Below are 26,984 nucleotides of genomic sequence, written 5' to 3'. Positions count from 1 at the left end.
CAACATAGTCCACATACGCCCATTCAATCTCGTTGAGTCCAAGTTTTAGTGAAATTGGCTAATGCGAGCGGGCTCATTGCGCGCCTCTTGCCATTCCGGCTACGCGGTTGCGAATGCCAGTACGGGATTGCCCGACGAAGACTGCGAGCAGGACAACCACTGAGTGCGCGTTAACTCGAAAAAGTTAAATCTGGAACCGCGCGCCAGCGCTCAGCAGTTCCGACAATTAGCTATAAAGTTCATTAAATCTGCCTGCAGTCCAAGTGGGCGATGAATGCGTCGGGAAAATCCGGTAGCGTGCCGCATCATTTCGACACGGCAAAAATCATTCAACACAGAAAATTTTTGAACACAGGCGGCGTCGGGCGTTATGCGTATACTTAGTGTGTTTGGTACTCGTCCAGAGGCGATCAAAATGGCGCCGCTTGTGCTGGCGCTGGGCGAAGCAGAGGGAATCGATGCGCGCGTCTGCGTGACGGGACAGCATCGTCAGATGCTCGATGATGTGATGTCTGCCTTCTCGCTGAAAGCTGATTACGACCTGAACATCATGCGACCGAACCAGTCGCTGAGCGAAGTGTTCAGCGCGGTAATGACCGGAATCGATCCTATAATCGCCGACTACAATCCGGACGTTGTTCTTGTACAGGGCGACACTGCAACCAGTACGGCAGCTGCACTTGCCGCCTTCTTCCGGTCAGTCAGAGTCGGGCACGTCGAGGCGGGATTGCGAACTGGCAATCTCATGAGCCCGTGGCCGGAGGAGGCCAATCGGCGGGTCACTGCGGTCGTTACGACACGGCACTATGCACCGACGTCGCGGGCGCGTGCGGCGCTGCTGAAGGAAGGCTATCTGCCGGACGCTATCATTGTCACCGGCAACACCGTGATCGACGGACTGCTTCGTATGGCCGCAAACATCTCTCAACCGGGCGCGCTGCGCCGGTCGCTCGAGATGAAATATTCATGGCTCGATACCTCGAAGCGGCTAATCCTCGTGACCGGACACCGGCGCGAGAGCTTTGGATCCGGGTTTCGGCAAATTTGCGAGGCATTGAAGACAATCAGTCGGCGGGACGATATCCAGATCGTGTATCCCGTTCATCTGAATCCCAACGTGCGCGGGCCGGTATTCGATCATCTGCGCGATGCGCGAAATGTCTTCCTGATCGAGCCCCTGAACTATCCCGAGTTCGTCTATCTCATGACGCGCTCGTATCTCATCCTCACTGATTCCGGTGGAATTCAGGAGGAGGCACCGGCGCTTCGCAAGCCTGTGCTCGTCATGCGAGATACCAGCGAGCGCATGGAGGCCGTTGACGCCGGCGTCGCTCGCCTGGTTACCACCGATCCAGCTCGCATCGTCGCAGGCGTCGAGCGCCTGCTCGACGTGCCCGAGGAGCACGAAGCCATGTCTCTCGGTGCCAATCCGTTCGGTGACGGGCGCGCGAGCAAACTCATCGTGCATGATCTTCTGAATGTCGGTCGGACGCAACAGCCAGCTGAGCAAATGGCGAACGTCAATCTTATGTCGAATGCCGAGATGCATTCGCGGCCGACACCACCGCTCTCTCAACCGGCGCACTGATCAAACGAAGCCATGGACACCAGAAGCAATCAATTGGTCATTCAGGAATACGGCCAGCCGCTTGCTGAAGACTACGCCGCTCCGGCGGCAGGCCGCCCCGCATTCGGCTTGTGGGAGATCGTCGACGTTTTGCGCCGCGAATGGCGGTTGCCCCTTGTCGGACTGCTGATGGGACTGGCGGTGGCCGTCGCTGCTGTCGTGGTCATGAAGGCGCCGTACAAGAGCAGTGCGCGCATCCTGATCGATCGGAGTCTCAATCGCTACCTGCAGACCAACAAGATCGTAGATCAGCCGACGATGGACGAAGTGGAGGTCGGCAGCCAGCTCTACGTGCTTTCATCCGACAGAGTGTTGCTTCCGGTTATTCGCTCGCTGGGGCTGGCGAACGATAGCGAGTTTGCCGGCCGCTCCGCGCTTGCGAGCGCCACCGACGGGACCTCCAGCACGGCTGCGGCGGCTGCTGAACGGGCGGCTCTCGAGGCTCTGCTGAAGCGCGTGACAATTGCACGTGAGGATGTTGCGAACGTTATCAACGTGACGGTCGAGTCGCAAAGCGCAGAGAAGGCTGCAAAGATCGCCAACGGCATCGTGGATAGCTATCTGGCGTCCTTGCAGGACGCAAAGTTGAAGTCAACGCAGAAGGTGAGCCAGTGGCTGCAGGAGCGGCTGATCGAGCTGAAGAAGCAGGTGGCCGATGCGGACAAGGCGTTGCAGGACTTCAAGACGGCCAACAACCTCAGCAGCACGGGCGCGCAGGATACTGAGCTCCTGGCAAATCTGAATACCCAGTTGATGAATGCCAAGTTCGCGGCAGTCGAAGCAAAGGAACGCCTCGATCGTATCAAGCGGACCGAGGCAAACGGAATTCCGTCAGCGGTGTCGACGGATGCACTATTCAATGACAAGCGAGCCGCAGTCATCAATTTCGCGCTCAACAACAGCGAGCTTGCACGTCTCCGCACGCAGAAGCGCGAGCTTTCGTCTCGCCTTGCGGAAATGGAAGCTCGCGTCGGCCGCAAGCACACAGCTGTCGTCAAGCTTCGCGCGCAGCTCAATGCCGTCGAAGCCGCCATCCAGTCCGACGAGGGGCGAATAACCGATTCCTATGCCAGCGAATACGAGGTGGCCAGGGCACGACAGACAGAACTAGAAGATACGGCCGCAAAGCTTTCCGCGGAAACCGGAAGCCGGTTGCGCGAGCTCGAGAGTGCTGCCGAGGCGCTGCGCAACCTGTATAGTGGCTTCCTGCAAAAGCACAAGGAGATCGAAGCGGCACAGGCCGAGACGCTTCCGGCCCAGAGTGCGCAGATCATCGCAAGAGCAGTGCCGCCGCTGACAAAGAGTTCAAAGAAAACTTTCATCGTCGCGGCCGGCAGCACGTTTCTTGGTCTGTTTCTCGGCATAGGTTGCGCCTTCGGTCGTGAATGGATGGCGGACGTGTTCCGAACGCCCAAGGCCGTCGAGCAGGTGACCGATACGCGGTGCATCGGACTGCCCTTTGTTTACGCGGGTCAATTGCCGATCGAGGAGCATGTCCTTGCTGCCCCGTTCTCGCGCTTCTCGGAAGGTCTTCGCAATGTGAAGGCGATGCTCGACCGTTCGCCCGTATCGACGGGAGGCAAAGTCATCGGCGTCGTGTCAGCGGTTTCGAAGGAGGGAAAGACTGTCGTTGCCGCCAATCTTGCCGCGCTCATATTGTCTTCCACCGGAGCGCGCACGCTGTTGATCGATGCCGACCTTCATCTCCGGAATCTCACGACTGCACTGGCCCCCGATGCGAAGGTTGGGCTTTTCGAGGCGCTGGAGGATCCCGCCCGCCTAGGCGAGTTTGTCTGCAAGCGGCCGCATTCGGGGCTGGATGTCCTGCCAAATGCGTGCTCCCTCAGGCTTCCAAACGCTGCTGAACTCCTGGGTTCGCGGGAAATGGAAGACCTGCTTGCCGTTGCACGGAAAACCTATGACTACATTGTAGTGGAGGTGGCGCCGATCATGTCGGTCGTTGATGCAAGGCTGATCGAGCGCTTCATCGACGAGTTCGTCTTTGTTGTTGAATGCGGTCAGACCAAGCGTACGAGCGTGCTCGAAGCCTTGGCCGTAACGGAGCTCATCCGTGAGCGCGTGTCGACAATCGTACTCAACCAAATCGATCCTCTCGAGCTTAGAACCATCGAGGCCAGGAATGGCGTCAGGTCCGAAGGATATTACCGTGAGTAGATCCGTGGACGAACTTGGCAGTGCGTCAGGGCCTCCGCGCAGCTATGTGCTGATTTCGCCCTGCCGCGATGAGGGACCGTATCTCCGCCGCACGCTGGACAGCGTGGCTGCACAGTCGGTACCGCCAGCGCTGTGGATAGTCGTTGACGATGGATCGACCGACGAGACGCCGCGGATTCTGGAAGAGTATGCGGCGCGGTTGTCTTATCTGCGGGTCGTGCGCCGCCAAGACCGAGGCCACCGGCGGGTGGGGCCCGGTGTGATTGAGGCGTTTTATGATGGTCTTGATCAAGTGCCTCTCAGCGACTTCGGCTATTTGTGCAAGCTTGATATGGACCTTGACTTGCCGCCTCGCTACTTCGAACTGCTGATCCAGCGGATGGAAGGCAATCCACGTATCGGGACGACCTCCGGCAAACCCTGGTTCGTTCATCCCCAAACCGGCGATCTCGTGCCCGAGGTCTGCGGCGACGAGATGTCGGTTGGAATGACGAAGTTCTATCGGGTTGCGTGCTTCGAGCAGATCGGCGGGTTCGTGCGACAGGTGATGTGGGATGGCATCGATTGCCACCGCGCCAGAATGCTAGGCTGGATCGCCGAGAGCGTGGATTCAGAACCAATTCGATTCATCCACCTTCGCCCGCAAGGTGCCAGCCAGAACAGCATCTGGGCGGGCAGAATTCGTGCCGGCTTCGGTCAGTATTTCATGGGTACCTCGCCGTTTTACTATCTGGCGGTGGCGGCTTCCCGTCTTCGCGCGCACCCGATGTTCATCGGAAGCGTCGCGATGCTTTGGGGTTACTTCAGCAGCTGGGCAAAGGGGTTGCCGCGCTATAATGACCCCGAGTTCAGACGTTTTCTTCGCACCTACCAGCACGCGTGCCTGAGACTGGGCAAACAGGCCGCCACGGCTCGCTTGGACGCCGAGCAAATGGGCCGGTGGCAAGCCGATCGCCGATCGCCGCAGGGGGAGTTGAGCAGATGAAGGAACACGCGAGCCTGTTGGGCGTCGAATTCGATGCGGTCACGCTCGATCAGGCGGCGAAGCGTTGTATCGATATTTGTCGCCGCTCGAGCAATTCTCACGTCGTCATGACGATCAATGCGTCGCATCTCTGCTTGATGCGGCGGGACGCGGAATTGGCGCAGGCATGTTCCGCGGCCGACATGACGGTAGCGGACGGCATGCCGGTGGTTTGGGCCGTACGAGCGTCAGGTCAGTATATCCCCGAGCGCGTGGCAGGTATCGACCTGATGGAAGCGCTTTTAAGGGAGGCTGCGTCCAGCGGGCTTGGTGTCTATTTTCTGGGAGCGCGGCAGAACGTCGTCGAAAAGCTCGCGCTCATCTGCGAGGTGCGCTTTCCTCAGCTAAAGATCGCCGGTTTCCGGAACGGCTACTTCGGCCCGGACGAGCACGAGGCTATCGTCGATGAGATACGTGCGAGCGGCGCCCACATTCTCTTTATCGGTTTGCCGTCCCCCTTCAAGGAGGTATGGAGCGAACGCCATCGGGACCGGTTGCAGGTGCCTATCATCCTGGGGGTAGGTGGCAGCTTCGACGTCTTGGCTGGCTTTATCAGGCGGGCTCCTCGGCTATTCCAATCGTTTGGTCTCGAATGGTTCTGGCGGCTGATGATGGAGCCGCGCAAACTGTGGCGGCGATATCTTTCCACCAACAGTGAGTTTATCTGGCTCGCGCTCCGCGAAGTGGTGGCGCGTAGGGCTTATGCCGCCCGCCGGGAGAGAGCGGTCGTCGGATCTGCGAGCGCGGTGTGGAGAGCCGATCGAAAAGTGGGGTCGGAACGGAGGGTAGCTGATCGGAGAATTCTTGTTAGGCGAAGGAGCAACGTGCTGAGACCGCCGGTTCCGGTGCCGGATCGCCGGCGCGGTATGGAACGACGCGTCTCGGAGCGTCGGGCAAGGACGGCGGGTGCTCTTTAGGGCATCGAGGATAGTCGGCTGACCAACTAGGATCACTCATCCCGAGCGGCAGCTTAGCAATTCGCTTCAGCGCAAGCTCGGGAGGCACCAAAGTGTTTAGAGCGCCAAGTAGCACCGATTCATTCGGGTACGATAACGCAGACCAGCCGATAGTTGTTAAGCTAAAGTCTGATGTGTACGTATTTGGCTATGAGTTTTGCCACGTTCTGCAAACGCTGGTCAAACACGGCTGCGTTCCCGCTGAGCTCATATATGAGGACGGAGGAGCGTTCATCTTTATCTTTGACCCCGACGAGAAGAAGACCGAACTGTGGTCAGGATATTGGACGTGCGACAAACCCGGCATTTACTCGATCATTGAACCAGAGCATCGCGGGTTGATGGGTCAAATGTTCGAAACCACGGACGCCTTCATGGAGTTTTCCAATTCTCAGCTTCCCCAGATTGAGCTGATCCCAGGTCAGATCCAGAAGACCGGACTCGGCTTCTTGTTTCGAGGATACCCTCTGCGTCCACGACCTCTATGAGGTACGCCATCCGCACCGCGTGCATTGGAAGCGCGCATGTGATCCGATATTTGGTCTTTGCGCGCGTGTGGACGCCACCGAGGTAAGTGACTGAGCCATCGAGTTTTCGAGTCAGTCCCCTCAACGAGGGGCGCTTCTTCATTTGCGATGCCGTGCGTCCCAGGGGCGGCGAGTGGACGACATTTTGCGAGAAGGCACTGCAACCCTGAAGTCCCAACGGGAGCGCGCCAGGGCGGCGGCGTGAATCCTGCCCGCGCCCAATCGGCGAGCCGGCACGCTTGGCTTGGCCGACATGCTCCCTCTTCATTCTGAATCGCCGTGGATCTTCAAATGCAGTCGGGCCATAGGCTCGCCTTCTAGGAAAACAGGGCTTCTGCAATAGTCGGTTTAGCGCTAAGCCCCCGACAACTCGTAGTCGGGCCAATACCTCAAGAGCTCGTCTGAGTCCCTTCATGACCGGCCTTTTGCGGTGATCGGCACAGGTGTGGAGGCTCTCATCAGCCGGGGCCGGCGGGTGCCGAACAACCACGCGCTTAATGAGCGTTTAACGCTTTTGAGCAACAGATAAAGATCACCAGCGCGGAATTAGTCCTAGTACCAGTGCGAGCCGAGCTCCCGAGGAGGGGAATCGGATGGGACTGCTTTTTGTTGGAGTGCTGGCGGGAGTCTTGATTGGCTTCGGCTGTTTTGCGCCTTCCGGCGGGTATTTGCTTGGGTGCGCGTCACAACCCTGTTTCGACAGGTTTGCGGCCGTCCAACCCGCGCAGCCAGTGCCCACGGCATCGTCGCTAGATCATCCTGCGATCGTCAAATCGAATTCTGCAACCAGGGCAGTGTCCGGCAAGAAATCCTCGAAGAAGCGACGATCGGCCGACCTCACCAAAACCTCGTTCCCACGGACGAGGATGAGCGTCTCGCGATCGGAACGCCCTGCGGACATATCAGATCCTGTACTGGACAAGGCAAAGCTCACGGTCGCGACGAAGATGGGCGACGCAGGATCGGCCGAATTCAGCGATATGAAGCGCGCAATGCGAAAGAACATGCTTGGGCGCCCCGTTGATACGATTTGCGGGCGCGTGAAAGGAAGAAGCGCGTCAGGCAGCGAGACTGGAGAGAGACCGTTTCTGTATCTCGTGAAGGAAGATGAAGCGTATGTCGTCGGCGGCCAGACAGGCTCGGCGGCTTCAATCGCGTATCGAAATATTTGCAATTAGGAATGCGTCGACTGCGTCACCGTGCGGTACGCGCTCAAACGATTTGAGCGGAAAGAATTTCCACCCTAGGCGCCAAGTGATCCCGAAGTGGATACGGCATCAACGCCGGCGCGGCACTCTCTCGCAATACTGCTTTCAGGATTGATGCAGCATCACGAGAGACGCAATGCGAAATGGGAATATCGCAGGAATTCTTTCAATTTCGGGGAAATCATGCACGACATAACCAACTCCTCAAAGCAGTCCAATGAATCGCTTCATCCGCCGGTCCTGGCGATCGTCGAGCCGCTCCTGTTGCTTCGCACATGCATTATGAACATTCTCAGGCGGGAATTGGACGAACTCGATATCCTTGACATGGCAACGGTCCAAGGCCTCGACTGCACGTCAGCCCGAGATGTTCGTCTCGTGGTGCTGAGCATTGCGGACAAGCTCATCGGCGATCCTTCGGTTGAAGACGATCTCGCCTTTGTTGCGGAGTGCTGTCCCAACGCTGCCGTTGCAGTTCTTTCCAATCATGACGACGAGCCGACCGTGCAGGCCGCGATGCAGCGGGGCGTGCGTGGCTTTCTTTCTACCTCGCTACCAATCGAGATCGCGATCGCTTGCCTACGCCTCGTTCTTGTCGGCGGCGTCTACAGGCCGTCGCCCGCGGCCGAGATGAACAAAATGTTGGATTTCGAGCCGCCGGATGCCCGCGGGCTAGCATCCGCATATCTGATCAACGAGGGAGCCGGACTGGCGATCGAGAGGAGCGTGACCGATTTCACGCCTCGAGAGCAGCACGTTCTGGCGGAACTGGAACTCGGCTTGCCCAACAAGCTGATTGCGGCCAAACTGAACCTTTCGGAAAGTACCGTCAAAATGCACATCCAGCATATCATGAGGAAATGTGCTGCCCACAATCGCACGGAAGCGGTCCTCCGTTGGCGCGGCCGGTTACCCGCGCAGAGCCGCGGTGTCGAGCCGGCCGCCCTAATGCCGGAGACCCGGTGACCATAACCAGGATCAATCCTCCCTGAACGCTCCGCGGAAGCTATCGAGCAGGGGCCTGAGCGCGTAAAGCGCGACCGTGCCGCACCCTGTCGTGATGAACACTTCAACCGGCATACCGGGAATGATCCGGATGTCGTTTTCTGCGATCCGCGCGTCGTTGATCCGGATCTTCGTCGCGTAGTATGGCTGGTCGGTACGCTTGTCGAGAAGCCGGTCGGCGGACACGTGCACGACTATCCCCTTCAGGCGCGGCACGCGACGCTGATTGTACGGTACGAGATGCACCTCGGCATTGAGGCCGGGGTGAACCACATCAATGTCTTCCGGCCTCAGGCGGGCGGTCACAATGAGGCCGTCTTGCCGTGGCACCAGGTCCATGAGCGGTGCACCCGGCCCGATGACGCCGCCGGCTGTGTGAATCCGGAGATCAGTTATCACGCCGTCCACAGGCGCCTTGATTTCCGTTCGCGATAGCTGATCCTTGGCCGCAAGCAACCGCTCGCGGAGCTGGAATATCTGGTTCTGTGCTTCACGAAGCGACTGTGCGATCTCGTTCTGCCTGTCGCTCTCGAGCTTGAACAACGTGGCCTGCTGCTCGCTGATGACCTGCCCGGCGCGGGAAATCTGCGCGGTGATCTCACCTCGGCGACCCTCGACATCGGCCAGTTCACGCTGCAGGCTCAGAAGCCGCGGCCGCCGCTCGAGCCCTTTGTTGACGAGGGTCGTGACCATGTCCAGTTCCTCCCGGACGATGTCGAGTCGCTGCCCGGTGGCGCTCTCCTGAGCCTTGAGACCCTCGATCTCCCTCTCGACTTGCAGCCTTCGTTCGCGAATGACCGCAAGCTGCGACTCATGAACCTGCCGGCGTGTCTGAAAAATGAACTGCTGCGCCGACAGCGCAGCGGCGGCCACCCCATTCTGCTTGCTGTCCTGTTCCAGCGTGCCCGGGATTGCGATCCTCTCAAATCTCTGCTGCTCGGCCTGCAGCCGTGCGTCACGAGCAGTTGCGTCCCACAACTGACCTTGTAGGCTTTGCACCTCCGAACCAGCCCGAGTGTCGTCTAGCGCGATCAGCGTTTGTCCGCTTCGCACGACATCGCCGTCCGAGACCAGGATCTTCCTGACGATACCGCCTTCCAGATGCTGAATCGTCTTGCGGCTCGATTCCGATTCCACGACGCCGGGCGCAATTGCGGCGCTCTCGAGAGGCGCGAGGCTCGCCCATGTACCAAGCCCCAGTATGAAGCAGAGCATCAGGAGATTGCCCGCGACGGTGATCGCGCGAAGCCTTCCGCGCGGAGAGGTGGGCATGGGTGTCGAGCACCATGGAAATTCCAGAGGCTCGAAATCGTCGATTGCGGTCACCACGACGCCCAATCGCCGGGCGGACGGGGAGCTCGCCGGCGCTCGCATGAGCTGGGCCCAGATCATGGGAAGTCTCGAGACGGCGGGAAGCTTCCGGATGGTGAGAGAATTCCAGATCATGGCGCAATCTGCGAAGTAACTTGGGGTCGGCTCAGATACCGCTCAAAGATGTCCTTGCTGTCGCCGACCGCTGCGACCGCACCGTCTTCCATGATGGCAATCTTGTCCGTGGCGGCGAGGAGACCCATCCGGTGCGTGACGACGACAAGGATGACGCCTGCGAGCTTCGTGCGCTCGATGGCATCCAGCAGCATTTGCTCGCCCCCGTAGTCGAGGCTGGCGTTGGGTTCGTCGAGAACGATGAGGCGTGGACTGCCGAAAAAGGCGCGGGCAAGACCGAGGCGCTGCCGATACCCGCGCGAGAAGGTTGTTTCACTGTGAACCACCGTGTCGTAACCTTGCGGTAGGCGCATGATCGCCCCATGGATTCCGACGAGCTTGGCCGCTTCGACGACCTTCCGCCGGTCGGCATCGCCGAGGCGTGCGATGATGTCGTTGATCGTGTCGCCGAGCAGGTTGATGTCTTGGGGGAGATATCCGACGCGGTCCTCGTTTCGGCCCTCGCGAAGTAGTGAGACGTCGGTATTGTCGAGGAGAACACGGCCATGCGTTGGCATCGACAGCCCGGCGATCACCTGGCCGAGCAAGGATTTGCCTGATCCGGACGGACCGATAATGCCTAGGCATTCTCCGGGCATAAGCTTGAACGAGACGCCGTTCAGCAGAGGATGGTCGTTCCCCGCAAGCCTTACGTCAACATTGTCGACGACGAGGCCGCTTCGCGCCTGCAGCGGAGAAACCTCCGCGCAGTGCTGCCGGGCGGCGGGGAATGCGGCGAGAAGTGCGCCGAGCCGTTGACAGGCGCTCACGGCCGTCACGAGTGATTTCCAGCCTGCGACTGCACTTTCAACCGGCGCGAGCGCCCGGCTGAACATCAGCGTGGAAGCAAAGATGATTGCCGGACTCTTCCCGTGATCGAGGACGAGCCAGGCGGCAGCTCCCATGATCAAGACCTGCGACAGCGCGCGGACCGGCTTCGTGGCCAGCATGACGATCTCGCCTCGCCGGAGTGCCACATCGTGCTCTCTGCGCGCGTGCTGCGCGTCACGGTGGATCATACGTGCAGCGCTATCGAACATTCCCATGGCGCGGATCATGTGGATGTTGGCCGCTGCAGTCTGGAGGCGGCCGCAGCTTCTGGACAGCGCGGCGCCGGACCTGAGCAGAACGTCTTCCGTGACCAGCTCTCCGGCAACCGTCAGCGCGAACAGGAAGACGACGCAGCAGGCGCCCACCACGCCAAGCAAGGGATGGATCAGAAAGAGGACAAGGAGGAACAAGGGCGCCCAGAGCGCGTCGAACAGCATCGGACATGCGCCGGCCTCGACGAACTGGCGCAGCACGCCGAGATCCCGATATGCCCCCGACGCTTGCGTCCAATCGCTGCGAAACGCCGATTCGAGGCCGGCCGAAAGCACGCAAGGACGAAGGCGATCGTCGAGCCAGGCGCCCAGGCGTCCCAGGACGGCGCGTCGTAATGCATCGAACACGCCGCCGACAACCACTGTGATGGCGACGATGAGCGTGAGCAGAAGCAGGGTGTCGCCGCTCCGGCTCGACAACACGCGGTCGTAGATCTGAAGAAGATAGATGGAGGGCGCAAACAGAAGCAGGTTGTAGCTGCAGCTATACGCGAATACGAGAGCGAGCGGTCCTGCGCAGGACCAGAGCGCCGCGTTTAGTGGCGTCCGGATCTGCGGCAGGATGGGCAATCGAATGGGCGGCATCAGCATGATCGTCACCGCCTGAAATCGAGGTCCGGCGCACTTGACCGATGGTCAACGTCATCTGCCATCGGAGGGCATTGGTGCTCGAACTTCAGGACCGATGGCTGTGGCCACCGGTCCTGCCAGTCGGACGAGCCGGTGGTCAGAACGTATCGAGATGGAAGCTCACTTCTCCGCCCAGCGCGGCGTTGCCGTCTCCGCCATTGCCGCCGATGCCGGCCACGACCTCCTGGTGCTGGTCGACGGCGAGCTTGTTGATCTGCGTGGCATCCGTATTGGCGTATACCTTGGAGGTATCGTAGCCGCTGTAGGATTTCTGACTTCCGTTCGACTCGGCGCTTCCGCCATGAGCCTTCGAAAGCACCGAGGCCCTCGCGTTTGCACCGCCGGCGTCCCAGTCTGCCGTCTGAGTCACGTGATCACCGGTGTTAACATGCACATCGGCGCCGTCTGCCTTGTTCGTTGGATCGAAGTTGACCGTCGGCTTGCTGATGATAGCTCCCTTGAAGGTACCGTCGCCGCCATTTCCGACACTTTGACCACCGGTGTTGATCGATTTGAATTCGATCGAATCCGAGATGTGAATTGCCTTGGGCAACATTTGAGCCTCCGTCGTTCTGTTGGCTGTCCTGCAGCATCCATCCCGATCAGGCGGACGCGCGCAGCAAGTCTGATCCGCCCTTGCGGGATGGCGATAGATATCAAATCGGACACCATCCGGTTTGGTCGATCTACATACGAAAGTACGACATTCGTCACCCGACATCGGAGGCTCGCAGGGCGAGCTTGCATGCGCAGAGTGTCGGAGGAGTTCGCGAGCGGCGCGATGTTTCTCTATGCCATCAAGTGAAGGTCCGGCAGAAGATGGGCGGAATGATCACCACCCAGCGCAAGATTGCCGTTGCCGCCGTCCCCGCCAAGTCCCGCGATCTGGACCGCACTCTGGTCGATGTACACGTTGTTGACCTGATCGGCCACAGCTGCCGAATTGGGACCTGCAATCGCTATGTTGATGGGTGCATAGATCGCGACGCTGACATCGATCAGATTGCCGGCAAAATATCCGGTGCCGCCATTGCCTGCGCCGTTCGAGCCGGTAGCGATTGCGTCGGAGCCGCCCCACAAGCCATGGGAAAGAAGGCTTGCATGGCCGCCCGCCGCGGCGTTGCCGCTCCCGCCGTGCCCGCCAATGCCGGCGATTTGAACGATGGATTGATCCACGTTGGCGTCATTTGTCTGAACCGCTTGAACATTGGCGCCGTAGCCCGCCACTGCGATGTTGATCGGGTCGTACAGCACGAAAGACGTATGGACAATTGCTCCGTAGAACAAGCCATCGCCGCCATTGCCGGCCTGACTTTCGCCGGTTTGAAGGTCCGAGATGCTCCACCCGTTGTTTGATCCCCAACTGGGGTCGAGCGTGATAACGCTGCCGCCGCTGGCCACGTTGCCATTTCCGCCATTTCCGCCGACGCCCGCGACCTGAGTGACCGATTGATCGATGTCGACCGTGTTCGATTGACTTGCATGCGCAGTGGCCCCCGGACCCGCCACCGCAATATTGATCGGATGATAAATCACCACGGGAGCGTCCACCAACGCGCCCGAGAAATAGCCGCTGCCGCCGTTTCCAGCGCCGTTGTCGCCGGTAGCGATCACGTCGAAGCCCGAGGAAGTGCCGACGCTTCCTCCCGATGCAATGTTGCCGTTTCCGCCATATCCGCCGACGCCGGCCATCTGAAAGGCGGATTGATCCACATTCAAGTTGTTGGACTGGCTGGCCAGGGCGACCGACCCGTACCCCAAGCTCACCGAGATGTTGATCGGTTCATAAATCAGCACCGACGCATAAATAATCCCCCCATAAAAATAGCCGTCTCCGCCGTTCCCGGCCGTGTTTGCTCCGCTCTCGACCGCAGCAATGCCTGTCCCGGGATGGGATGCGCCGGAAGCGGACGTGGAGGCCGAAACGTCCGGATTCACCCAAGCGTGGCCGCCGGTGCCGCCCTCCGATGTGGTGGGATGCTTGGCTTGAACCGGATCGGCGTCATGATGTTGTGTGTGAGCGCTCACAGGGTGCGCTCCAAGGCCTGCGAGCGGGCCGGAACCATGAACCAGCGCATCTGCGCCGACCGCGTCAGTCGCGAACGGGGCGTTCGGTGCGGGGCCTGCTTCATCGTCACCATCGTGGTGAGAGACGTGATGCAGCCGGATTCCATCCGACATCCGCAAAAAATCCATCGTAGCCTTCCTCATCGCAATCGCTCCGCGAATCGGTCGGGTTCTGCCCTCCGGACAGAATGTCGTCCTGAGAAGGTCGAAAGCCTAGTCGTCAGTTCGGATATAGCGCTTCGTGTGGCAGCCGTAACATCGGCTACATCCGTTTGGGTGCGGCAACTGCTTGCTTAGCTCACGGACCATGTGGGGCATGGAATAAAGTTGAGTTGCTAATCGTTCGCACGCCCGGCCCATTACCGATCAGAGAAAGACTATTATGGTGCTGCTCAGCCGCGGTCGGACTTGGGCACCAGGAGTGGATTGCCAAGGCAAGCGCCGACGTTGCCGAGCGGTTGAGTGATTTGCGCCAGATATTTCAGGCGAGGCTCTAAGCTCCACCGTAGGATCCGAAACGCACCGAGGCATCAGCGGACAACCGCTGCAGGACAGCGACTGCGTCGCATGTGACGCGCCTAGCAAGCGATTGGTCTGGGCTCTGGCCGCGCTGGTTTCCAGACCGGTCGGGGAAGAACGCCGGTTCGATCCTCGCGGTACGATTGAGCGGCGTTCAAATCGGCCGGCTTCGTTGCGTGAGAAACGTGGGGGCGTGATCGTCGGGCGACGCGACGGCGATCATGTGCGGGGTGGAGGTCGATGGAGACCAGATCGACATCGCCTCGCGTGCCGGTCGACATCGCAAGCGTGACTGCCGCGCATCCGCGCCATGATGACGCCGTTCTCAGATCCGAGATCGCTCGATGTTGAATTGAAATCCGGTCCATGCGCGAAAAATTTTTGCACGTTAGGCCAACGTGAATCGTCGCACTCCATCAAATGCTCTTACGCTATGCGACGTCGCATCAGCTCATCTTGTGTAACGCAAAACGCAAGCTCGACTGAATCGCCCGCAGTGAACGTACAAAAGCGCGCAGTCATTCATGTCGCGCAATGCGGACAAGACAATTACAACGGGAAACGCCACAAAACTGCAATGGCGCGATGCTATCGTCGATTGCCTGCCACGCGGCAGCTGCAGTGAAATGTCCGCAGTGCGTTCGCCTCCCATGCATCGCTCATCCTATCGACAGCTTGTTGTGACGGCGATGGCGGCGCTGCTCTCATCTGCTGCGGACGCAGCTGAATTCACCATCGTCAACGCCTCGAACACGCCGCTGCAGCATCTCTACATTTCGCCGTGCGGCGCGGGGCAGTGGGGGCCGGATCAATTTGCCGCGGCGTTGCCTCCGTCGCGATTGCATACCGTCTCACACATCGCGCCCGGCTGTTACGACATTCAGTTCGTGGTGGCTCCCTGGAACAACTGCGTCCTTGCCGGCGCGTCGCTTCGCCGCAACGAAGTCTGGAAGGTCACGCAGTGGACGGTGTTCGGCTCGCAGAGCGGCGATTGCTCGCACGTCGCGGGCTACGTTCCCGCGCGTCGACATCTATGGATTTGGCAACCGGCTTCAGGCCCGGACATCAAGAGAGAGTGACGTGGCAAAGGTGCTGGTGACCGGCGGAGCCGGATTTCTTGGTTCGCATCTGTGCGAGCGGCTGGTCGAGCAGGGCCACGACGTGCTCTGCGTCGACAACTATTTCACCGGCAGCAGGTCCAATATCGCGCATCTGATCGGCAATCCCCGATTTGAGATCATGCGCCACGATGTGACATTTCCGCTCTATGTCGAGGTTGACCAGATCTACAATCTGGCATGCCCGGCCTCGCCGATCCATTACCAGTTCGATCCGGTGCAGACCACCAAGACCAGCGTCCACGGCGCCATCAACATGCTCGGGCTCGCCAAGCGGGTGAAGGCGAAGATCCTCCAGGCCTCAACCTCGGAGGTTTACGGCGATCCGGAAATCCATCCGCAGGTCGAGTCCTATTGGGGACACGTCAACCCGATCGGACTGCGTTCCTGCTACGACGAAGGCAAGCGCTGCGCCGAGACGCTGTTCTTCGACTATTGGCGCCAGCACGGCCTGCGGATCAAGGTCGTGCGGATCTTCAACACCTATGGGCCCCGCATGCATCCGAACGACGGCCGTGTGGTGTCGAACTTCATCGTCCAGGCCCTCAGCGGCAACGACATCACCATCTACGGCGATGGCCGCCAGACCCGCAGCTTCTGCTACGTCGACGATCTGATCGAGGCCATGATCCGGACCATGAACACGCCGAACGATTTTACCGGCCCGATCAATATCGGCAATCCCAGGGAGTTCACCATCCGCGAGCTGGCCGAGCAGGTCATCGCCATGACCGGATCAAGAAGCAAGTTGGTATTCGAGCCGCTGCCGTCGGACGATCCCCGGCAAAGGCAGCCGGACATTTCGCTGGCGCGTTCGGTGCTCGGCTGGGAGCCGACCGTTGATCTCAGCGCCGGCCTCGAGCGAACGATCGGATACTTCCGCGGCCAGTTGAGGGCCGCCGCCGAATAGCATCCCTTTTCTCGGCCAGTCCTGTGCCGTTGCGATCGATCAGGCCGTTCGGCGGCGCCAGAAGGCGTGCACCGTCAGATTGACCTTCAGGACCGGATCACCGGCCGTTCGCTCGGTGGATCCCCCGGGCTGCACCAGCAGTGCGTCGACGAACACATAGGGCGCGCCGCTTTCGAGCCGATAGAGCAGCGTCTGCAATGCAGCGAGCGTGGCATTCAGCGAGATTTGAAGCTTGATCGCGTCGCTCTTGTCGTCGCGATCGGCGGGAACTCCGGACGAGACCAGCACGGCGTGCTGGCTCGTCACCAGTTCGGAGAGATAGGCCTGCAGCTGCGCCGTGGCGAGGCCACTGGTCGACGCATCCAGGAACGCGGTCGCCGGCGCCGCAAGCCGTTGGGCCCGTGCACGCTTGTTGGCGGCCGGCCGCGAATGCGCCTCGAGCGCGGCCAGCCGGTCGTGCTGCTCGGCGAGATGCTGCAGGGCGTTGGCCCGCGTCTGCAGTGCGCCTATGATCGCAACCGCGCAGATCAGCAGCAACGCGCAGAAGCCGCCGACCGCGAAGACCTGTTCACGGTTGACGTCGAAGTTGAGGTTGAAGTTGAGCTTCGCTTTCAGCACGATCTACTCTCCATCGATCCTGGCATGCGGCTCGACGCGCGCTTCGATGTGGAACACGAAGCGTCCGCCGTCGGCGTTGCGCGTGGTCGGGGCAAAGAAATGCACATCCTTGAAATGTCCGGAGCGTTCGAGCGGCGCGATCAGCGACGGCGCGTCGCCGGCGAGGCCCGTGATGCGCAGCGTCGCGCCGTCCATGTTCAGCTCGGTGAGATACGACGTATCGGGGAGGGCGCGCGACAGGGCCTCGACGACGACCACGGCAACCGGCGACGTCTCCTTCAGGGCGCGTGCCCGCTCAGCCGGTGCGAGCGAGGCGATCGCCTCTTTCGAGGAGTTGCCCTTGATCTGACGCTGCAGCGTCGCAAGGCGCGATCCGACCTCGTCGCTCTCGCCGTCCGCGGATGCCGCAGCCATGAAGGCCCAGACGTTCACCGCCAGCGTCAGGCAGACCGCCGCGGCGAGCAGCCCTCCGATCATGCGGCGGGTTCGCGACAGATTGGTGTCGGTCGCCTCAGCGAGCCGCGACCACAACGTGACCGCTGGCGTCGCGCCATCGCGGCCCTGGCCGGCAACGACACGATCGACGCGGAGCCCCAGCGCGTTCAGCTCGCCGCACACCTCGTCGAGCGTCGCGCGCGAGGTGGCGAGCACCTGCACATTGAGGATGCCGGCATCTTCGCCGGCCGCGACATTGAAGCCATAGGCGGCCTGGCTCGCTCGCCACGGAAACAGCCGTTCGATCTGATTGCGCACGATGCCGGCCAGGAGGTCGCGCGCCTGCGCGGGGACGTTGATCGAGCGCGCGACCACGTCACCGGCCGGAAGCTCGACAATGACGAAGGATTTTTGCGCGGCGCGAACGATCTCGTCCGGCAGCGGGATGCCTGCCGACCCCGTCGCGAAGGTCGATCGTGCCGAGTTCTTCGCGCCCTCGAGCACCCATTTGCCGGCCTCCCTGCTGATCCGCATCCATTGCCGGGCGCGGCGACGCTCCTGCCAGCCGAGCCAAAGGCGGGCGAGGATGTCGATCCAGCGTCGCATGATCACGTCGATGTTCATCAGCGCGCCTCCAACGATGCAACGGCGCCTGTGTTGGCGAAGCGCGATACCGGGGTCCAGGCCAGAACCCGATACGGCTGCTTGTCTTCGGGGAGCGCCACGATGAACGCCTTGGCCGCCGCGGTATATCCGTCGGTCGTGCCGGCGACGAGGCTTACCGCGACCACATGCGTCTGCTGCACCTTCAGGTATTTTTGTGCTGCGCCGAGCAGGAAGGTGAGGCGATCGGGATCGACGAACGGCGAGCTCCGCATGTCGAGGAAGGCGTCGATCCGCTCGGCATCGAAAGACGGCAAGGCCCGCAGCACCGCGACCGGCGCGGTGAGCGGATTGACGGTCTCGCCGCCGTAGACGGTGATGAGGGGTGCCATCGCCGCCATCCATTGCGGCTGCATGCCGGGAGTATCGGCGATCTGCCCGATGTCGGTGAACGGAGCGGGCGCTGCCGGCGGCTGGTCAGGCTTGGCCGGCGCGGCTGGTTTCGTCGCTGCATCGTTTGGCCGTGCCTGCGCCTCGTTCGGTCGCGCCTGTGCCGTGGCGTCGCGAAGCGCGACGATCCGTTGCGCCACGATGACGGCATCGTCGTCATCGGCTCCGACGTAGTGGAGCAGGGAGGTCAACAGTTCGACCGGCGCCCGTCCGATGTCGATCCGGCCGCTCTCGTCGCTGACGGTCAGCTGAACGGACCCGGTCGCGAATGTCAGCGTGGTGCTGCGCTCGATCAGCGGAGCATCGCGCCGTGTCGTGACAATCCCGGCGGCGGCCTCAAGGCCCGCGGTCAGGAGCCCATCGGCCTGCACGCGATCCCGGTCGATGCGGACGATGCCTGCGAGGCTGCGAAACGTCGTCGACGTCGCCATGGCGAGGGCGGCACACAGCGCGATCGCCCACAGCACGGCGAGCAGAACCATGCCACGTTGCCTATGCCGGCCGCTCATCGGCGTGCTCCGGCCGGCGGATCCTTCGCCGGCGCATCCTTCGGCGATGCGGACTTGCCGGTCACGCATTCCGCATTGACGCCGGGCTGGGCGCAGCCGATCGGTGCATCGGCGCGCAGCGCGAACTGAACACCGGGCAGCAGGTCGGCACCGCTCGCGCGGTCGTGGATGGTCAATCGCACGAGCCGCGGCAGCAGCGGTTGTCCGATCCATGTCGCACTCCAGGACGTGGTGCCATCCGGAGCGGGACTTCCGAATCCAAATGCGATATCGACCTGGCCTTCGATCACGCGGACGGGATCCCGCAGCGCGACGTTTGCGAACGGCGTGCGGTGTCCGTGCCACCGGGCCCGGCGGCGGACCAGTCGGCTGATACCGTCGGTCTCCTCGACCTGCAGGCTGACCACCTCCTCACTCTGGCCGCCACCCGCGCTGCTTCCGGTGACAAACGTCAGCTGGCTCGCATCGCCATTGAAGGCGGCGGTGGCATCCGCGCCGTCCCCCTGTTTCACCGGCCGGGCCGATCCGATGTCCGCGGCGAGGCGGTCGACCGCGAGCAGCAATTGATCCGTCTTGCCGACCAGACCTGTCCTGCGATCGAAGTTCAGCGCGACGTTGTTGACCAGCACGGCGGTCGCGGCAATCACCGCGGACCCGATCGCGAGCGCGGCAAGCACCTCGATCAGCGTGAAGCCGGGCGCCGCGCGGGTGATCAATCGAAGGGCGGCGCTCATTCGTCGGCTCCCAATCCGAGCCGCAGCGTATCCGCGCTGACCATGAGTCCGGGTGCCCACGACACCGTTGCGACGAGATGATAGGCGATCCAGTTCGGACGCTTGGAGCCGGGCTCTTCCTTCTTGTCCGACGCAGCAGTGGCCGGCGCGTTCCGCCGCACTGCCATGGCATCGACGAACATCGGCTCTGACGTGACTGACCAGCGCAGTCCAGCGGTCTCACCGTCGCGCGTGCCGTTTGCGAGGAGGGAGCGGTCGACCGGGGAATCGAGGATCGTGCGCAGCAAGACCTGCGCCGCAACGCGGCCGTCGATCCTGTCGGCGATGCGGCGCGCGTAGAATAAATGCGGGCCGAGCACCGACACGAACGCCAAAAGCAGCGCCAATGCCACCAGCGCCTCGATCAAGGTGAACCCTGCCTGCGCCGCGCGCGGTTCAGGGCAGATCGACCGCAACGCGGCCATTATACCAGTTGACGTCCACCTCATAGCGCACGTTCTCCCACGAGAATCTCAACACCGCGCCGGTTGAAGCGCCATCGGGCTCGAACCGCACGACCGCCCGCCGTCCCGACCAGAATTCGTCCACACCGGTCACATCGACCAGGACGTCGCGGGGGATCGCGATCGTGCCGGCTTGCCCGACGATCGTCCGCGCAGTTCCGTCGAGCGACACGCGGCGGCTCTGCCCGGTGAGAATCGCCGCAAGCCGTTCGCGTCGGAGCAGCGCGGCGGTCTGCAGCGCAAGAGCCTTCAGCTTGCTGCGCCCCGTGCCCGGAACCGACGTCACCACCAGCGACGCCAGCATCGCGATGATCAGCATCACCGCCATCATCTCGATCAGCGTGGAGCCTGCAGCCGAACCGGTGATCGTCGTTCGCGCCATGGGCCAGCCCTACATCGCAAGCTCGGTGATGCTGAGCAGCGCGCTCATGATCGAGACGATCAGCGTGCCGATGCCGATGCTGACGACGATAATGGTGATCGGCCCGATCGCGCCCATCAGCCGGTCGAGGCCGATCGCGAGCCGCTGCTCATAGAGGTCGGCCGCGTGCTGCGCGATCGCCGACAGATCTCCGGTCTCGTCGCCGACCCGCAGCATGCGGACTGCGAGCGGCGGCACCAGATCGCTCTCCGACAGCGCCTCGATGAACCGCCGGCCGTTGCGCACCTGCTCGTGCACCTGTTCGACCGCCGCCGCGTAGCGCGGCTCGGTCATGATGTCGCGCAGGATCTTCAGCGCGGTCGGCAGCGCGACCCCGTTCTCGACCAGCAGCCCCAGCGTGCCGATGAAACGGGCGGTGCGGCGATCCTGCATCGGGCCGGACACGCCGGGAATGGTGCCGAGCACGGCCATCAACGAGGCTCGCGCCGCCGGCTGGCGCAGGATCAGCCAACCCAGCAGCAGCACGCCGGCGCAGCTGCCGAGAAACGTGTTGAGATGAGCGCGCAGCCAGGTCGACATCGTGAGGGCGAACGCGGCGCCCGAATTGAGCTTTCCGCGCAGCTCCGAGAACACCGACTCGAACTGCGGCACGACATAGAGCAGGAAGAAGAAGAGGATGACGAGCGCCGAGCCGACCAGGAACATCGGATAGCGAACCGCTCCCGAGATCCGTTGCGACAACTGCTCGCGCCGGGTCCGGTCCTCGACAATCGCCCGCAGCACCACTTCCAGTTTGCCGGAGGCTTCCCCGGCGCGCACCATCGCGATGTAGATCTGTTCGATGATCTGGTTGTGGCGCTCCAGCGCCTCGGCGAAGCCGTCACCCCCCGAGACGGCCGAGCGCAGCCCGCCGGCAAAGCGGGCCACCGCCTTGTTGGTATCTTCCTCCAGCGTCTGCAGCGCGGCTTCCAGCGTCAGTCCGGAGCGCAGCAGCAAGGCGAGCAGGCGAAGGAAGGTGGTCAGTTCGCGTTGCCGGGGCAGGCTGCCGCTTGAAATGCCCGCGCGTAGCGCCGTGCGGCCGGCGATCTCGGCCTCGACCGGCAAATGGCCGAGATACTCGATGCGCCGCAGCACCTCCTCGCGCGAGTGCGCATCGACGTCGCCGAGGATGATCTCGCCGGCCTTGGTCAACGCGCGGTAGCGGTAGTGCGGCATGACCTTCCTACAGGCTCATGGTCAGGCGGAAGATTTCGTCGAGCGTGGTCTGGCCGGCTCGCAGCTTTGCGACGCCGTCCTCGGTCATGGACGTCATGCCCGCGCGCCGGGCCACGGCTTCGAGGTCGGAGGCATCGGTCTTCGGGCCGATCGACCGGCGCAGCGCCGGGCCGATTTCCATGATCTCGAATACGCCCTTGCGTCCGCGGAATCCGGTCGAGCCGCACCAGTCGCAGCCCTTGGGCCGGCAGACCACTTCGCCGGCCTCGATGCCGAGTGCCGCATAGCGCTCGTCCGCGGCGATATCGGCCGCCGACAGCGTGTAACGTTGCTTGCAGTGGTCGCACAGGATTCGGACCAGGCGCTGCGCCACGATCACCCGCGCACACGACGCCAGCAGGAAGCTCTCGATCCCCATATCGATCAGGCGCGTCACAGCGCCCGCGGCGGTGTTGGTGTGCAGCGTCGTCAGCACCAAATGGCCGGTCAGCGCGGCGTGGACGCCGATATGGGCGGTCTCGGAATCGCGCATCTCGCCGACCATGATGACGTCGGGGTCGAGCCGCATGAAGGAGCGCAGCGCCGATGCAAAGGTGAGCCCGATGCCCGGGTGCACCTGGGTCTGGGTGATGCCCGGGATTTGATACTCAACCGGATCCTCGATGGTCAGGATCTTGCGGGTGGGCTCGTTGATGACCGCGAGTGATGCCGCAAGCGTCGTCGTCTTGCCGGAGCCGGTCGGGCCCGTGACGATGACCATGCCGTAAGGTGCGAGCAACGCCTTGCGCAGAACCGCTTCGTGATGCGCGCTGAGACCGATCTGGTCGAGCGAGACCAGGCCGGCTCCCTTGCGCAGCAATCGAATGACGGCGCATTCGCCGTGCATGGTCGGCATGGTGGCGACGCGCAGATCGATCTCGTTGCCGCCGACCAGGATGTGCGCGCGTCCGTCCTGCGCCAGGCGGCGCTCGGTGATGTTCAGCCCGGCCATGATCTTGAGGCGCGACAGGATGCCCTTGGCCATCGCCATTGGCGGCGCCGGCACGTTCTTGAGCATGCCGTCGACGCGCAGCCGAACCTGCAGCAAATTGCCGGCCGGCTCGATATGCAGGTCGGTTGCCCGCTGCTCGACGGCCAGGCGCAGCAGGTCGTCCAGCGCCCGCACCACCGGCGCGCCGCGCGCGAGGTCGCGCAGATTGTCGAGATCGTCCTCGCCGGCGCCGGTTCCGGCCTGCGGCGCATCGCCCGGCTGGTCCGGCTCGAGCCGCAACGACAATGCGGCTTCCAGATCATCGGCGGTGGCCGCCGCAAGCGCGACCGGCCGGCGCAGCATGAGTTCGACCGCGCGCAAGGTCTCATCGTCAATCGGCGAGGCCAGCGCGAGACGCAATGTCCCGCCCGCGCTCTCGTAAGGAAACAGGCGTTCCTCCTTGAGGAACCGGGTCGACATCTCGCCGCCGGCAAAGCGCCCGTCCACCAGATCGTCGCGGCGAACTCGATCGCAGCGGTAGAAGCCGGCGAGCTCGTCGGCCAGCGCCGACGGCGTCAGCTTGGTCACGGCGCTCCAGTCGACATGACCGGCCGAGCCGTCGCCGTTGCGGGTGCGACCAGCCGCTTCGTCCTTCTGGCCGTCGCGCAGCGCGCCCTTGCCGGCGAGATACGCCATGAAGTCGATCGGCGCTGCGGCTGGTGTCGCCGGCGCATTGCTGTCACGCGCTAGCATTGCCATCGCACGTCACCTGCTGCCGCCCAACGGCAACCGTCGGACAAGCACCGTGTCGCCATTGCCGGTCGGAAGCAGCGCAGCGCGGTCCCGCTCGCTGAATGCACTTCGGCGCCGAAACGCAACCCGCGGCATCTGCGCGTTCCGATCGATGCATATCGCGCAATGCACCAGCGCCTGCTTGATCTCGACCTGAACGGTGCGAACGCTGACACCGAACCGCTTGGCCACCTGCTGCAACGGGATTTCTTCAACGCATATCGCCATGAAGATCTCCCGGCGACGGGTCGGCAGTTCCTGGATGGCGCGCCGGAGCGCATTGATCTCGGAGCGCGCCTCGATGATGCGGTCCGGGCCGGGAGTTTCGTCCGGCAGGTCGAACAGCGTATCGGCTTGTGGCACCGTGCGCCGCCGCCGCTCGGCAACGCGCCGGTTGCTGATGGCGCTCATCGCCACGCGGAACAGATATGCAGGCAAATCGCGCACGGGTCCGATGCCGTCGGCCTTGCTGAGGCGCAGAAAGGTATCCTGCAAGGCCTCGTCGGCGAGATCCGCCGATCCGGTTCGCCGCGTCAAACGTTGTTTGAGATCGTCGTAGCTTGTGACGAGGAGCGCGAGCAACGCCGTTCGATTGGTGTCGCTCATTCCAGGGGCCCCATCCCCAACCGCGGCAATCGGCACGTTTCAATTCGGTCGCGACACTTCTATCCGCGCTTGGTGACATGGAAATGAAACTACAACGAGTGCTCACTTCGCGACGCGCCCTGCCGCAGTCGATGATGCTGAATTGACTTGCGCAGGGAACACGTGACGAGCGTGTTGCGCTCGCGGCAGCGATGATCGCGTGAGCGCAAGCTATCTCGTGGACGACGAGCCCCGCACAAGCATCACTCGGTTCGCCGGCAACGGTATGCATGTCATGATAGTCCGCTGACGACCGCGTTCCGCCGCGCCGTTCGCGCCCGTTCAATTCCATGCAAGGCTGCCGCGCTTCCCGCATCGAGCGCCAGCGCTTCACGAAAACTTGCCGATGCTTCGTCGGGACGTTCGAGCATCAGATAGAGGTCGGCAAGTGCGCAATGGGCGGTCAGGCGCTGCGGATCGAGCGCGACTGCGTGTTTCAGGCTGATTTCGGCGCCCTGCGAATTGCCGCGTGCGGCGCATGCCCGCCCAAGCGCTTCATAGAATTCCGAAGACTGTTGCTGATTGATCCTTGTCGCTGCCAGGAAATGCAGCATGGCATTGTCGAGATCGCCAAGCTCGCATAATGCGAGTGCATATCGTGCATGCAGTGCATCGCTGGTGGGCGCGAGTTCCAGGGCCTTGCGGTAATGTTGATGAAGCTGGCGCTTCTGCATGTCGGCATGCATGCCGCTCGCTTGTGCGTCGTTGCCGAGTTTTCGCAGCGCATTTGCGTACGCCGCGTGAGCATCGACGCTGGTCGGCGCAAGCTCGATCGCCTTGCGGTATTGAGCAACCGCTTGCTCGGTCCTGTGCGCGGCGATCAGCGCGTCGGCGAGCGCAATGCGCGCCGGCGCCAGCTCAGGCGCCGCCGTCACCGCGGTGTGCAACAGTGTGTTCGCGCGCTCATGATGGCCGAGGCCGAGCTCGATCGCACCGAGATTGCACAACGTGTTGACGTGTCCGTGATCGAGCGACAGGACGTGCTCGAACAGTTTCACGGCGCGATCCAGTTTGCCTGCGCGATGCTGGCGGCAGGCCTCGACGAACAGCGCATCGCAAATCAACGTGTCGTTCTCGGGGAGCGGGACCGTCATCTTGAGTGCAGAGTTCACGATCGGGTCGATGGTCCGCTCAGCCGGCAACCCGGACCCGGCGCCGGCGAGCGACCTGAGCTCGGGGTTCAGCCGGGCGATCACCTCGGGCCAATCGCCGGGCTTCGTTTGCCGGAATAACCGGGCTCGCGGATACCACGGCGTATCGTTGCGATCGCGCAGCCAGCGCCAGTCGCTGCCATTGGCGAGCAGGATCCAGACCGGCTTGCCGATCGCGCCGGCCAGATGCGCGATGGCACTGTCGATCGAGATGACGAGATCGAGATTGGCGATGATTGCCGCCGCGTCGGCAAACGATGTCGCGTCGATGTGTGCGCCGGCATCAAGGATACGACTGTCGAAGTCGGCGAGTTGCTCACGCCCGCGGCCGATTTGCAGGCTCACAAACCGCACGCCCGGACAGCCGAGCAGGGGGCGCAGCAGGTCGAGCCGCATCGAGCGGCGCTGGTCGTTGAGATGGCCGGGATTGCCCTGCCAGACCAGGCCGACCGAAATGCCGCGACCGGAATTGTCGCCAAAATTGTCATGAAGGCGCTCGCGCCATCGCGTGACCAGATCCGGATCGGGGGCGACATAAGGAATTGCCGCCGGAACGGTGTCGACCTGGGTATCGAAGATCAGCGGCAACGACAGCAGCGGCACGTGCATGTCGAATGCCGGGACCGGCATCTCGTCACTCACGACATCGTCGATGCCGTCAACGGTTTGCATCAGGGACAGCAGGACCTGCGGCGTCCGCAGGATCACGCGGCCACCGCGCGCTTTCACCGGCGACGCATAGCGCACGAACTGAAGGGTGTCGCCAAAGCCCTGCTCGGACTGCAGCAGGATGGTTTTGCCGGCGAGGTCCTCGCCCTGCCAGCGTGGCCGGTCGGTCGGGATCAGATGCTTGTTGACACGCGGATCCGACAGCCGCCCCTCGTACTCCGCCCAGGCGGCCGACCAGTCGCCGATGCCGAACAGGCAGACGGCAAGCACGGTGCGCAGCTCCGTGCGCATGGGATAGCGCGCCAGCGCATCGCGCAGCAATGCGACGCCGGCGTCGTGCCGGTTTGTGTCGCTGAGCAGCCACCCGAAATCGACGATCGCATCGATATAGTCGGGTGCGCCCGCGATCAGGTCGCGGAAGACATCGTCGGCGAAATCGCTCAGCTCGAGCATCGCCAGCGCGCGGGCGAGGCCGAGCTGCGCGGGGGCATTGTCCGGCCGCAGCGTCAGCGCGGCAGTGTAGGCGGCCAGCGCCTGCGGATACTGGCGGCCCTTGAGCAGGAGGACCCCGAGATTGCCATGGGCCTCACCGTCGGCGGGATTGAGCCTGATCGCTTCCTCGATCAGCTCCAGCGCCCGTTCATCCTCCTCCCGCTGCAGCGCGATCACGCCGCGGACGTGCAGGACATGCGAGCGCACCAGAGGTTCGTCCTGCATGGTTTCGAGCAGCACGTCGGCACTGTCGAGCTGGCCGTCGCGAAACAGCGCGAGGGCGCGGTCCAAGACGGTCTGGATGAATTCCGCGCGCCGTTCGGACGAAGCCTGATTCAGCATCGCTAGTCCCGCGCGCATTGCCTGCGCTTCGCTGATCCCTGCTTTCGACATCGATGCACCCTTTGACTATCGGCCTGCCCGTCGTTTGCGATATCGCGGCCGAATACGCTGCTGGCCGAC

23 protein-coding genes are annotated in these 26,984 nt (G+C 62.5%); 9 read left to right on the top strand and 14 right to left on the bottom strand.

Translation table 11 applies throughout. The annotated features are described in order from the left end of the window. The first annotated feature begins 370 nt into the window (after window positions 1-370). The 7 genes from wecB (at window position 371) to BI327_RS21420 (ending at window position 8,483) form a co-directional block, all read left to right on the top strand. Complete coding sequence (gene wecB, locus BI327_RS21450) at window positions 371-1,588, top strand: non-hydrolyzing UDP-N-acetylglucosamine 2-epimerase (protein ID WP_076862740.1); 1,218 nt, start codon at window positions 371-373, stop codon at window positions 1,586-1,588. 12 nt (window positions 1,589-1,600) lie between these two features. Beyond that, entirely contained in the window at window positions 1,601-3,802 is a 2,202-nt protein-coding gene (locus BI327_RS21445; protein WP_076862739.1) for a GumC family protein, read from the top strand. A gap of 4 nt (window positions 3,803-3,806) precedes the next feature. Continuing rightward, window positions 3,807-4,787: a glycosyltransferase family A protein gene (locus BI327_RS21440; RefSeq protein WP_076862738.1), complete on the top strand. Its 981-nt coding sequence runs from the start codon at window positions 3,807-3,809 to the stop codon at window positions 4,785-4,787. Further along, window positions 4,784-5,743 carry a WecB/TagA/CpsF family glycosyltransferase gene (locus tag BI327_RS21435; RefSeq protein WP_076862737.1) on the top strand — a complete coding sequence of 320 codons (960 nt, stop codon included), beginning with the start codon at window positions 4,784-4,786 and terminating at the stop codon, window positions 5,741-5,743. The genes BI327_RS21440 and BI327_RS21435 overlap by 4 nt, the downstream gene beginning before the upstream one ends. Before the next feature lie 173 nt (window positions 5,744-5,916). Further along, window positions 5,917-6,270, top strand: coding sequence for a hypothetical protein (locus tag BI327_RS21430; RefSeq protein WP_143271672.1), 354 nt, complete (start codon window positions 5,917-5,919; stop codon window positions 6,268-6,270). 632 nt (window positions 6,271-6,902) lie between these two features. Then, a complete protein-coding gene (locus tag BI327_RS43265) occupies window positions 6,903-7,487 on the top strand; it encodes a hypothetical protein (protein WP_245334889.1) in 585 nt (194 codons plus the stop codon). A gap of 213 nt (window positions 7,488-7,700) precedes the next feature. After that, window positions 7,701-8,483 (top strand): response regulator transcription factor, encoded by a 783-nt coding sequence (locus BI327_RS21420; protein ID WP_076863168.1) that lies wholly within the window; start codon window positions 7,701-7,703, stop codon window positions 8,481-8,483. 12 nt (window positions 8,484-8,495) lie between these two features. Here BI327_RS21420 and BI327_RS21415 read toward each other — a convergent pair whose 3' ends face one another. The 4 genes from BI327_RS21415 to BI327_RS21400 form a co-directional block, all read right to left on the bottom strand. Beyond that, window positions 8,496-9,968: an HlyD family type I secretion periplasmic adaptor subunit gene (locus BI327_RS21415; RefSeq protein WP_083742180.1), complete on the bottom strand. Its 1,473-nt coding sequence runs from the start codon at window positions 9,966-9,968 to the stop codon at window positions 8,496-8,498. Continuing rightward, the gene (locus BI327_RS21410; RefSeq protein ID WP_076863166.1) at window positions 9,965-11,701 is read right to left on the bottom strand and encodes a type I secretion system permease/ATPase; all 1,737 of its coding nucleotides are present in this window, start codon (window positions 11,699-11,701) and stop codon (window positions 9,965-9,967) included. The genes BI327_RS21415 and BI327_RS21410 overlap by 4 nt, the downstream gene beginning before the upstream one ends. Window positions 11,702-11,837: 136 nt before the next feature. Continuing rightward, a complete protein-coding gene (locus BI327_RS21405; RefSeq protein ID WP_076862735.1) occupies window positions 11,838-12,296 on the bottom strand; it encodes a hypothetical protein in 459 nt (152 codons plus the stop codon). Between the two features lie 233 nt (window positions 12,297-12,529). Continuing rightward, complete coding sequence (locus tag BI327_RS21400) at window positions 12,530-13,936, bottom strand: hypothetical protein (RefSeq protein WP_245334888.1); 1,407 nt, start codon at window positions 13,934-13,936, stop codon at window positions 12,530-12,532. 914 nt (window positions 13,937-14,850) lie between these two features. Here BI327_RS21400 and BI327_RS21395 point away from each other — a divergent pair. Then, on the top strand, window positions 14,851-15,405 hold the full coding sequence (locus BI327_RS21395) for a hypothetical protein (protein ID WP_143271671.1): 555 nt from the start codon (window positions 14,851-14,853) through the stop codon (window positions 15,403-15,405). Window position 15,406: 1 nt separating this feature from the next. Further along, window positions 15,407-16,354 carry a UDP-glucuronic acid decarboxylase family protein gene (locus tag BI327_RS21390; protein WP_076862732.1) on the top strand — a complete coding sequence of 316 codons (948 nt, stop codon included), beginning with the start codon at window positions 15,407-15,409 and terminating at the stop codon, window positions 16,352-16,354. A 39-nt stretch (window positions 16,355-16,393) separates the two neighbouring features. On the opposite strand, the gene gspM is transcribed toward BI327_RS21390, so the two are convergent. The 10 genes from gspM to BI327_RS21340 form a co-directional block, all read right to left on the bottom strand. Beyond that, a complete protein-coding gene (gspM, locus tag BI327_RS21385) occupies window positions 16,394-16,972 on the bottom strand; it encodes a type II secretion system protein GspM (RefSeq protein ID WP_159450479.1) in 579 nt (192 codons plus the stop codon). Between the two features lie 3 nt (window positions 16,973-16,975). After that, complete coding sequence (locus BI327_RS21380) at window positions 16,976-18,031, bottom strand: PilN domain-containing protein (protein ID WP_076862731.1); 1,056 nt, start codon at window positions 18,029-18,031, stop codon at window positions 16,976-16,978. Next, the gene (locus tag BI327_RS21375) at window positions 18,031-18,942 is read right to left on the bottom strand and encodes a type II secretion system protein GspK (RefSeq protein ID WP_159450478.1); all 912 of its coding nucleotides are present in this window, start codon (window positions 18,940-18,942) and stop codon (window positions 18,031-18,033) included. Before BI327_RS21375 ends, BI327_RS21380 begins: the two co-directional genes overlap by 1 nt. Window positions 18,943-18,965: 23 nt before the next feature. Then, window positions 18,966-19,703 (bottom strand): PulJ/GspJ family protein, encoded by a 738-nt coding sequence (locus tag BI327_RS21370; RefSeq protein ID WP_076862729.1) that lies wholly within the window; start codon window positions 19,701-19,703, stop codon window positions 18,966-18,968. Next, window positions 19,700-20,167: a prepilin-type N-terminal cleavage/methylation domain-containing protein gene (locus BI327_RS21365; RefSeq protein WP_076862728.1), complete on the bottom strand. Its 468-nt coding sequence runs from the start codon at window positions 20,165-20,167 to the stop codon at window positions 19,700-19,702. The genes BI327_RS21370 and BI327_RS21365 overlap by 4 nt, the downstream gene beginning before the upstream one ends. Further along, on the bottom strand, window positions 20,139-20,588 hold the full coding sequence (locus BI327_RS21360) for a prepilin-type N-terminal cleavage/methylation domain-containing protein (RefSeq protein ID WP_076862727.1): 450 nt from the start codon (window positions 20,586-20,588) through the stop codon (window positions 20,139-20,141). The genes BI327_RS21365 and BI327_RS21360 overlap by 29 nt, the downstream gene beginning before the upstream one ends. A gap of 9 nt (window positions 20,589-20,597) precedes the next feature. After that, complete coding sequence (locus BI327_RS21355) at window positions 20,598-21,803, bottom strand: type II secretion system F family protein (RefSeq protein ID WP_076862726.1); 1,206 nt, start codon at window positions 21,801-21,803, stop codon at window positions 20,598-20,600. Window positions 21,804-21,810: 7 nt separating this feature from the next. Further along, complete coding sequence (locus BI327_RS21350) at window positions 21,811-23,532, bottom strand: GspE/PulE family protein (RefSeq protein WP_245334887.1); 1,722 nt, start codon at window positions 23,530-23,532, stop codon at window positions 21,811-21,813. Between the two features lie 6 nt (window positions 23,533-23,538). Beyond that, window positions 23,539-24,207, bottom strand: a complete 669-nt coding sequence (locus BI327_RS21345; RefSeq protein WP_245334886.1) for an RNA polymerase sigma factor — start codon at window positions 24,205-24,207, stop codon at window positions 23,539-23,541. A gap of 236 nt (window positions 24,208-24,443) precedes the next feature. Then, window positions 24,444-26,864, bottom strand: coding sequence for a tetratricopeptide repeat protein (locus tag BI327_RS21340; RefSeq protein WP_076862725.1), 2,421 nt, complete (start codon window positions 26,862-26,864; stop codon window positions 24,444-24,446). Window positions 26,865-26,984 lie beyond the last annotated feature (120 nt).

The sequence above is a fragment of the Bradyrhizobium mercantei genome, from assembly GCF_001982635.1.
Taxonomy (GTDB): Bacteria; Pseudomonadota; Alphaproteobacteria; order Rhizobiales; family Xanthobacteraceae; genus Bradyrhizobium; species Bradyrhizobium mercantei.
Note: the sequence above shows the minus strand (reverse complement) of the source record. Positions and strands in the feature narration are given on the sequence as shown.

Coding starts and splice junctions, on each gene's coding strand:
- wecB (WP_076862740.1), top strand. CDS start 371: ATGCGTATACTTAGTGTGTTTGGTACTCGTCCAGAGGCGATCAAAATG.
- BI327_RS21445 (WP_076862739.1), top strand. CDS start 1,601: ATGGACACCAGAAGCAATCAATTGGTCATTCAGGAATACGGCCAGCCG.
- BI327_RS21435 (WP_076862737.1), top strand. CDS start 4,784: ATGAAGGAACACGCGAGCCTGTTGGGCGTCGAATTCGATGCGGTCACG.
- BI327_RS43265 (WP_245334889.1), top strand. CDS start 6,903: ATGGGACTGCTTTTTGTTGGAGTGCTGGCGGGAGTCTTGATTGGCTTC.
- BI327_RS21420 (WP_076863168.1), top strand. CDS start 7,701: ATGCACGACATAACCAACTCCTCAAAGCAGTCCAATGAATCGCTTCAT.
- BI327_RS21415 (WP_083742180.1), bottom strand. CDS start 9,968: ATGATCTGGAATTCTCTCACCATCCGGAAGCTTCCCGCCGTCTCGAGA.
- BI327_RS21410 (WP_076863166.1), bottom strand. CDS start 11,701: ATGCTGATGCCGCCCATTCGATTGCCCATCCTGCCGCAGATCCGGACG.
- BI327_RS21405 (WP_076862735.1), bottom strand. CDS start 12,296: ATGTTGCCCAAGGCAATTCACATCTCGGATTCGATCGAATTCAAATCG.
- BI327_RS21400 (WP_245334888.1), bottom strand. CDS start 13,936: ATGGATTTTTTGCGGATGTCGGATGGAATCCGGCTGCATCACGTCTCT.
- BI327_RS21395 (WP_143271671.1), top strand. CDS start 14,851: ATGTCGCGCAATGCGGACAAGACAATTACAACGGGAAACGCCACAAAA.
- BI327_RS21380 (WP_076862731.1), bottom strand. CDS start 18,031: ATGAACATCGACGTGATCATGCGACGCTGGATCGACATCCTCGCCCGC.
- BI327_RS21375 (WP_159450478.1), bottom strand. CDS start 18,942: ATGGTTCTGCTCGCCGTGCTGTGGGCGATCGCGCTGTGTGCCGCCCTC.
- BI327_RS21370 (WP_076862729.1), bottom strand. CDS start 19,703: ATGAGCGCCGCCCTTCGATTGATCACCCGCGCGGCGCCCGGCTTCACG.
- BI327_RS21365 (WP_076862728.1), bottom strand. CDS start 20,167: ATGGCCGCGTTGCGGTCGATCTGCCCTGAACCGCGCGCGGCGCAGGCA.
- BI327_RS21360 (WP_076862727.1), bottom strand. CDS start 20,588: ATGGCGCGAACGACGATCACCGGTTCGGCTGCAGGCTCCACGCTGATC.
- BI327_RS21355 (WP_076862726.1), bottom strand. CDS start 21,803: ATGCCGCACTACCGCTACCGCGCGTTGACCAAGGCCGGCGAGATCATC.
- BI327_RS21350 (WP_245334887.1), bottom strand. CDS start 23,532: ATGGCAATGCTAGCGCGTGACAGCAATGCGCCGGCGACACCAGCCGCA.
- BI327_RS21340 (WP_076862725.1), bottom strand. CDS start 26,864: ATGCTGAATCAGGCTTCGTCCGAACGGCGCGCGGAATTCATCCAGACC.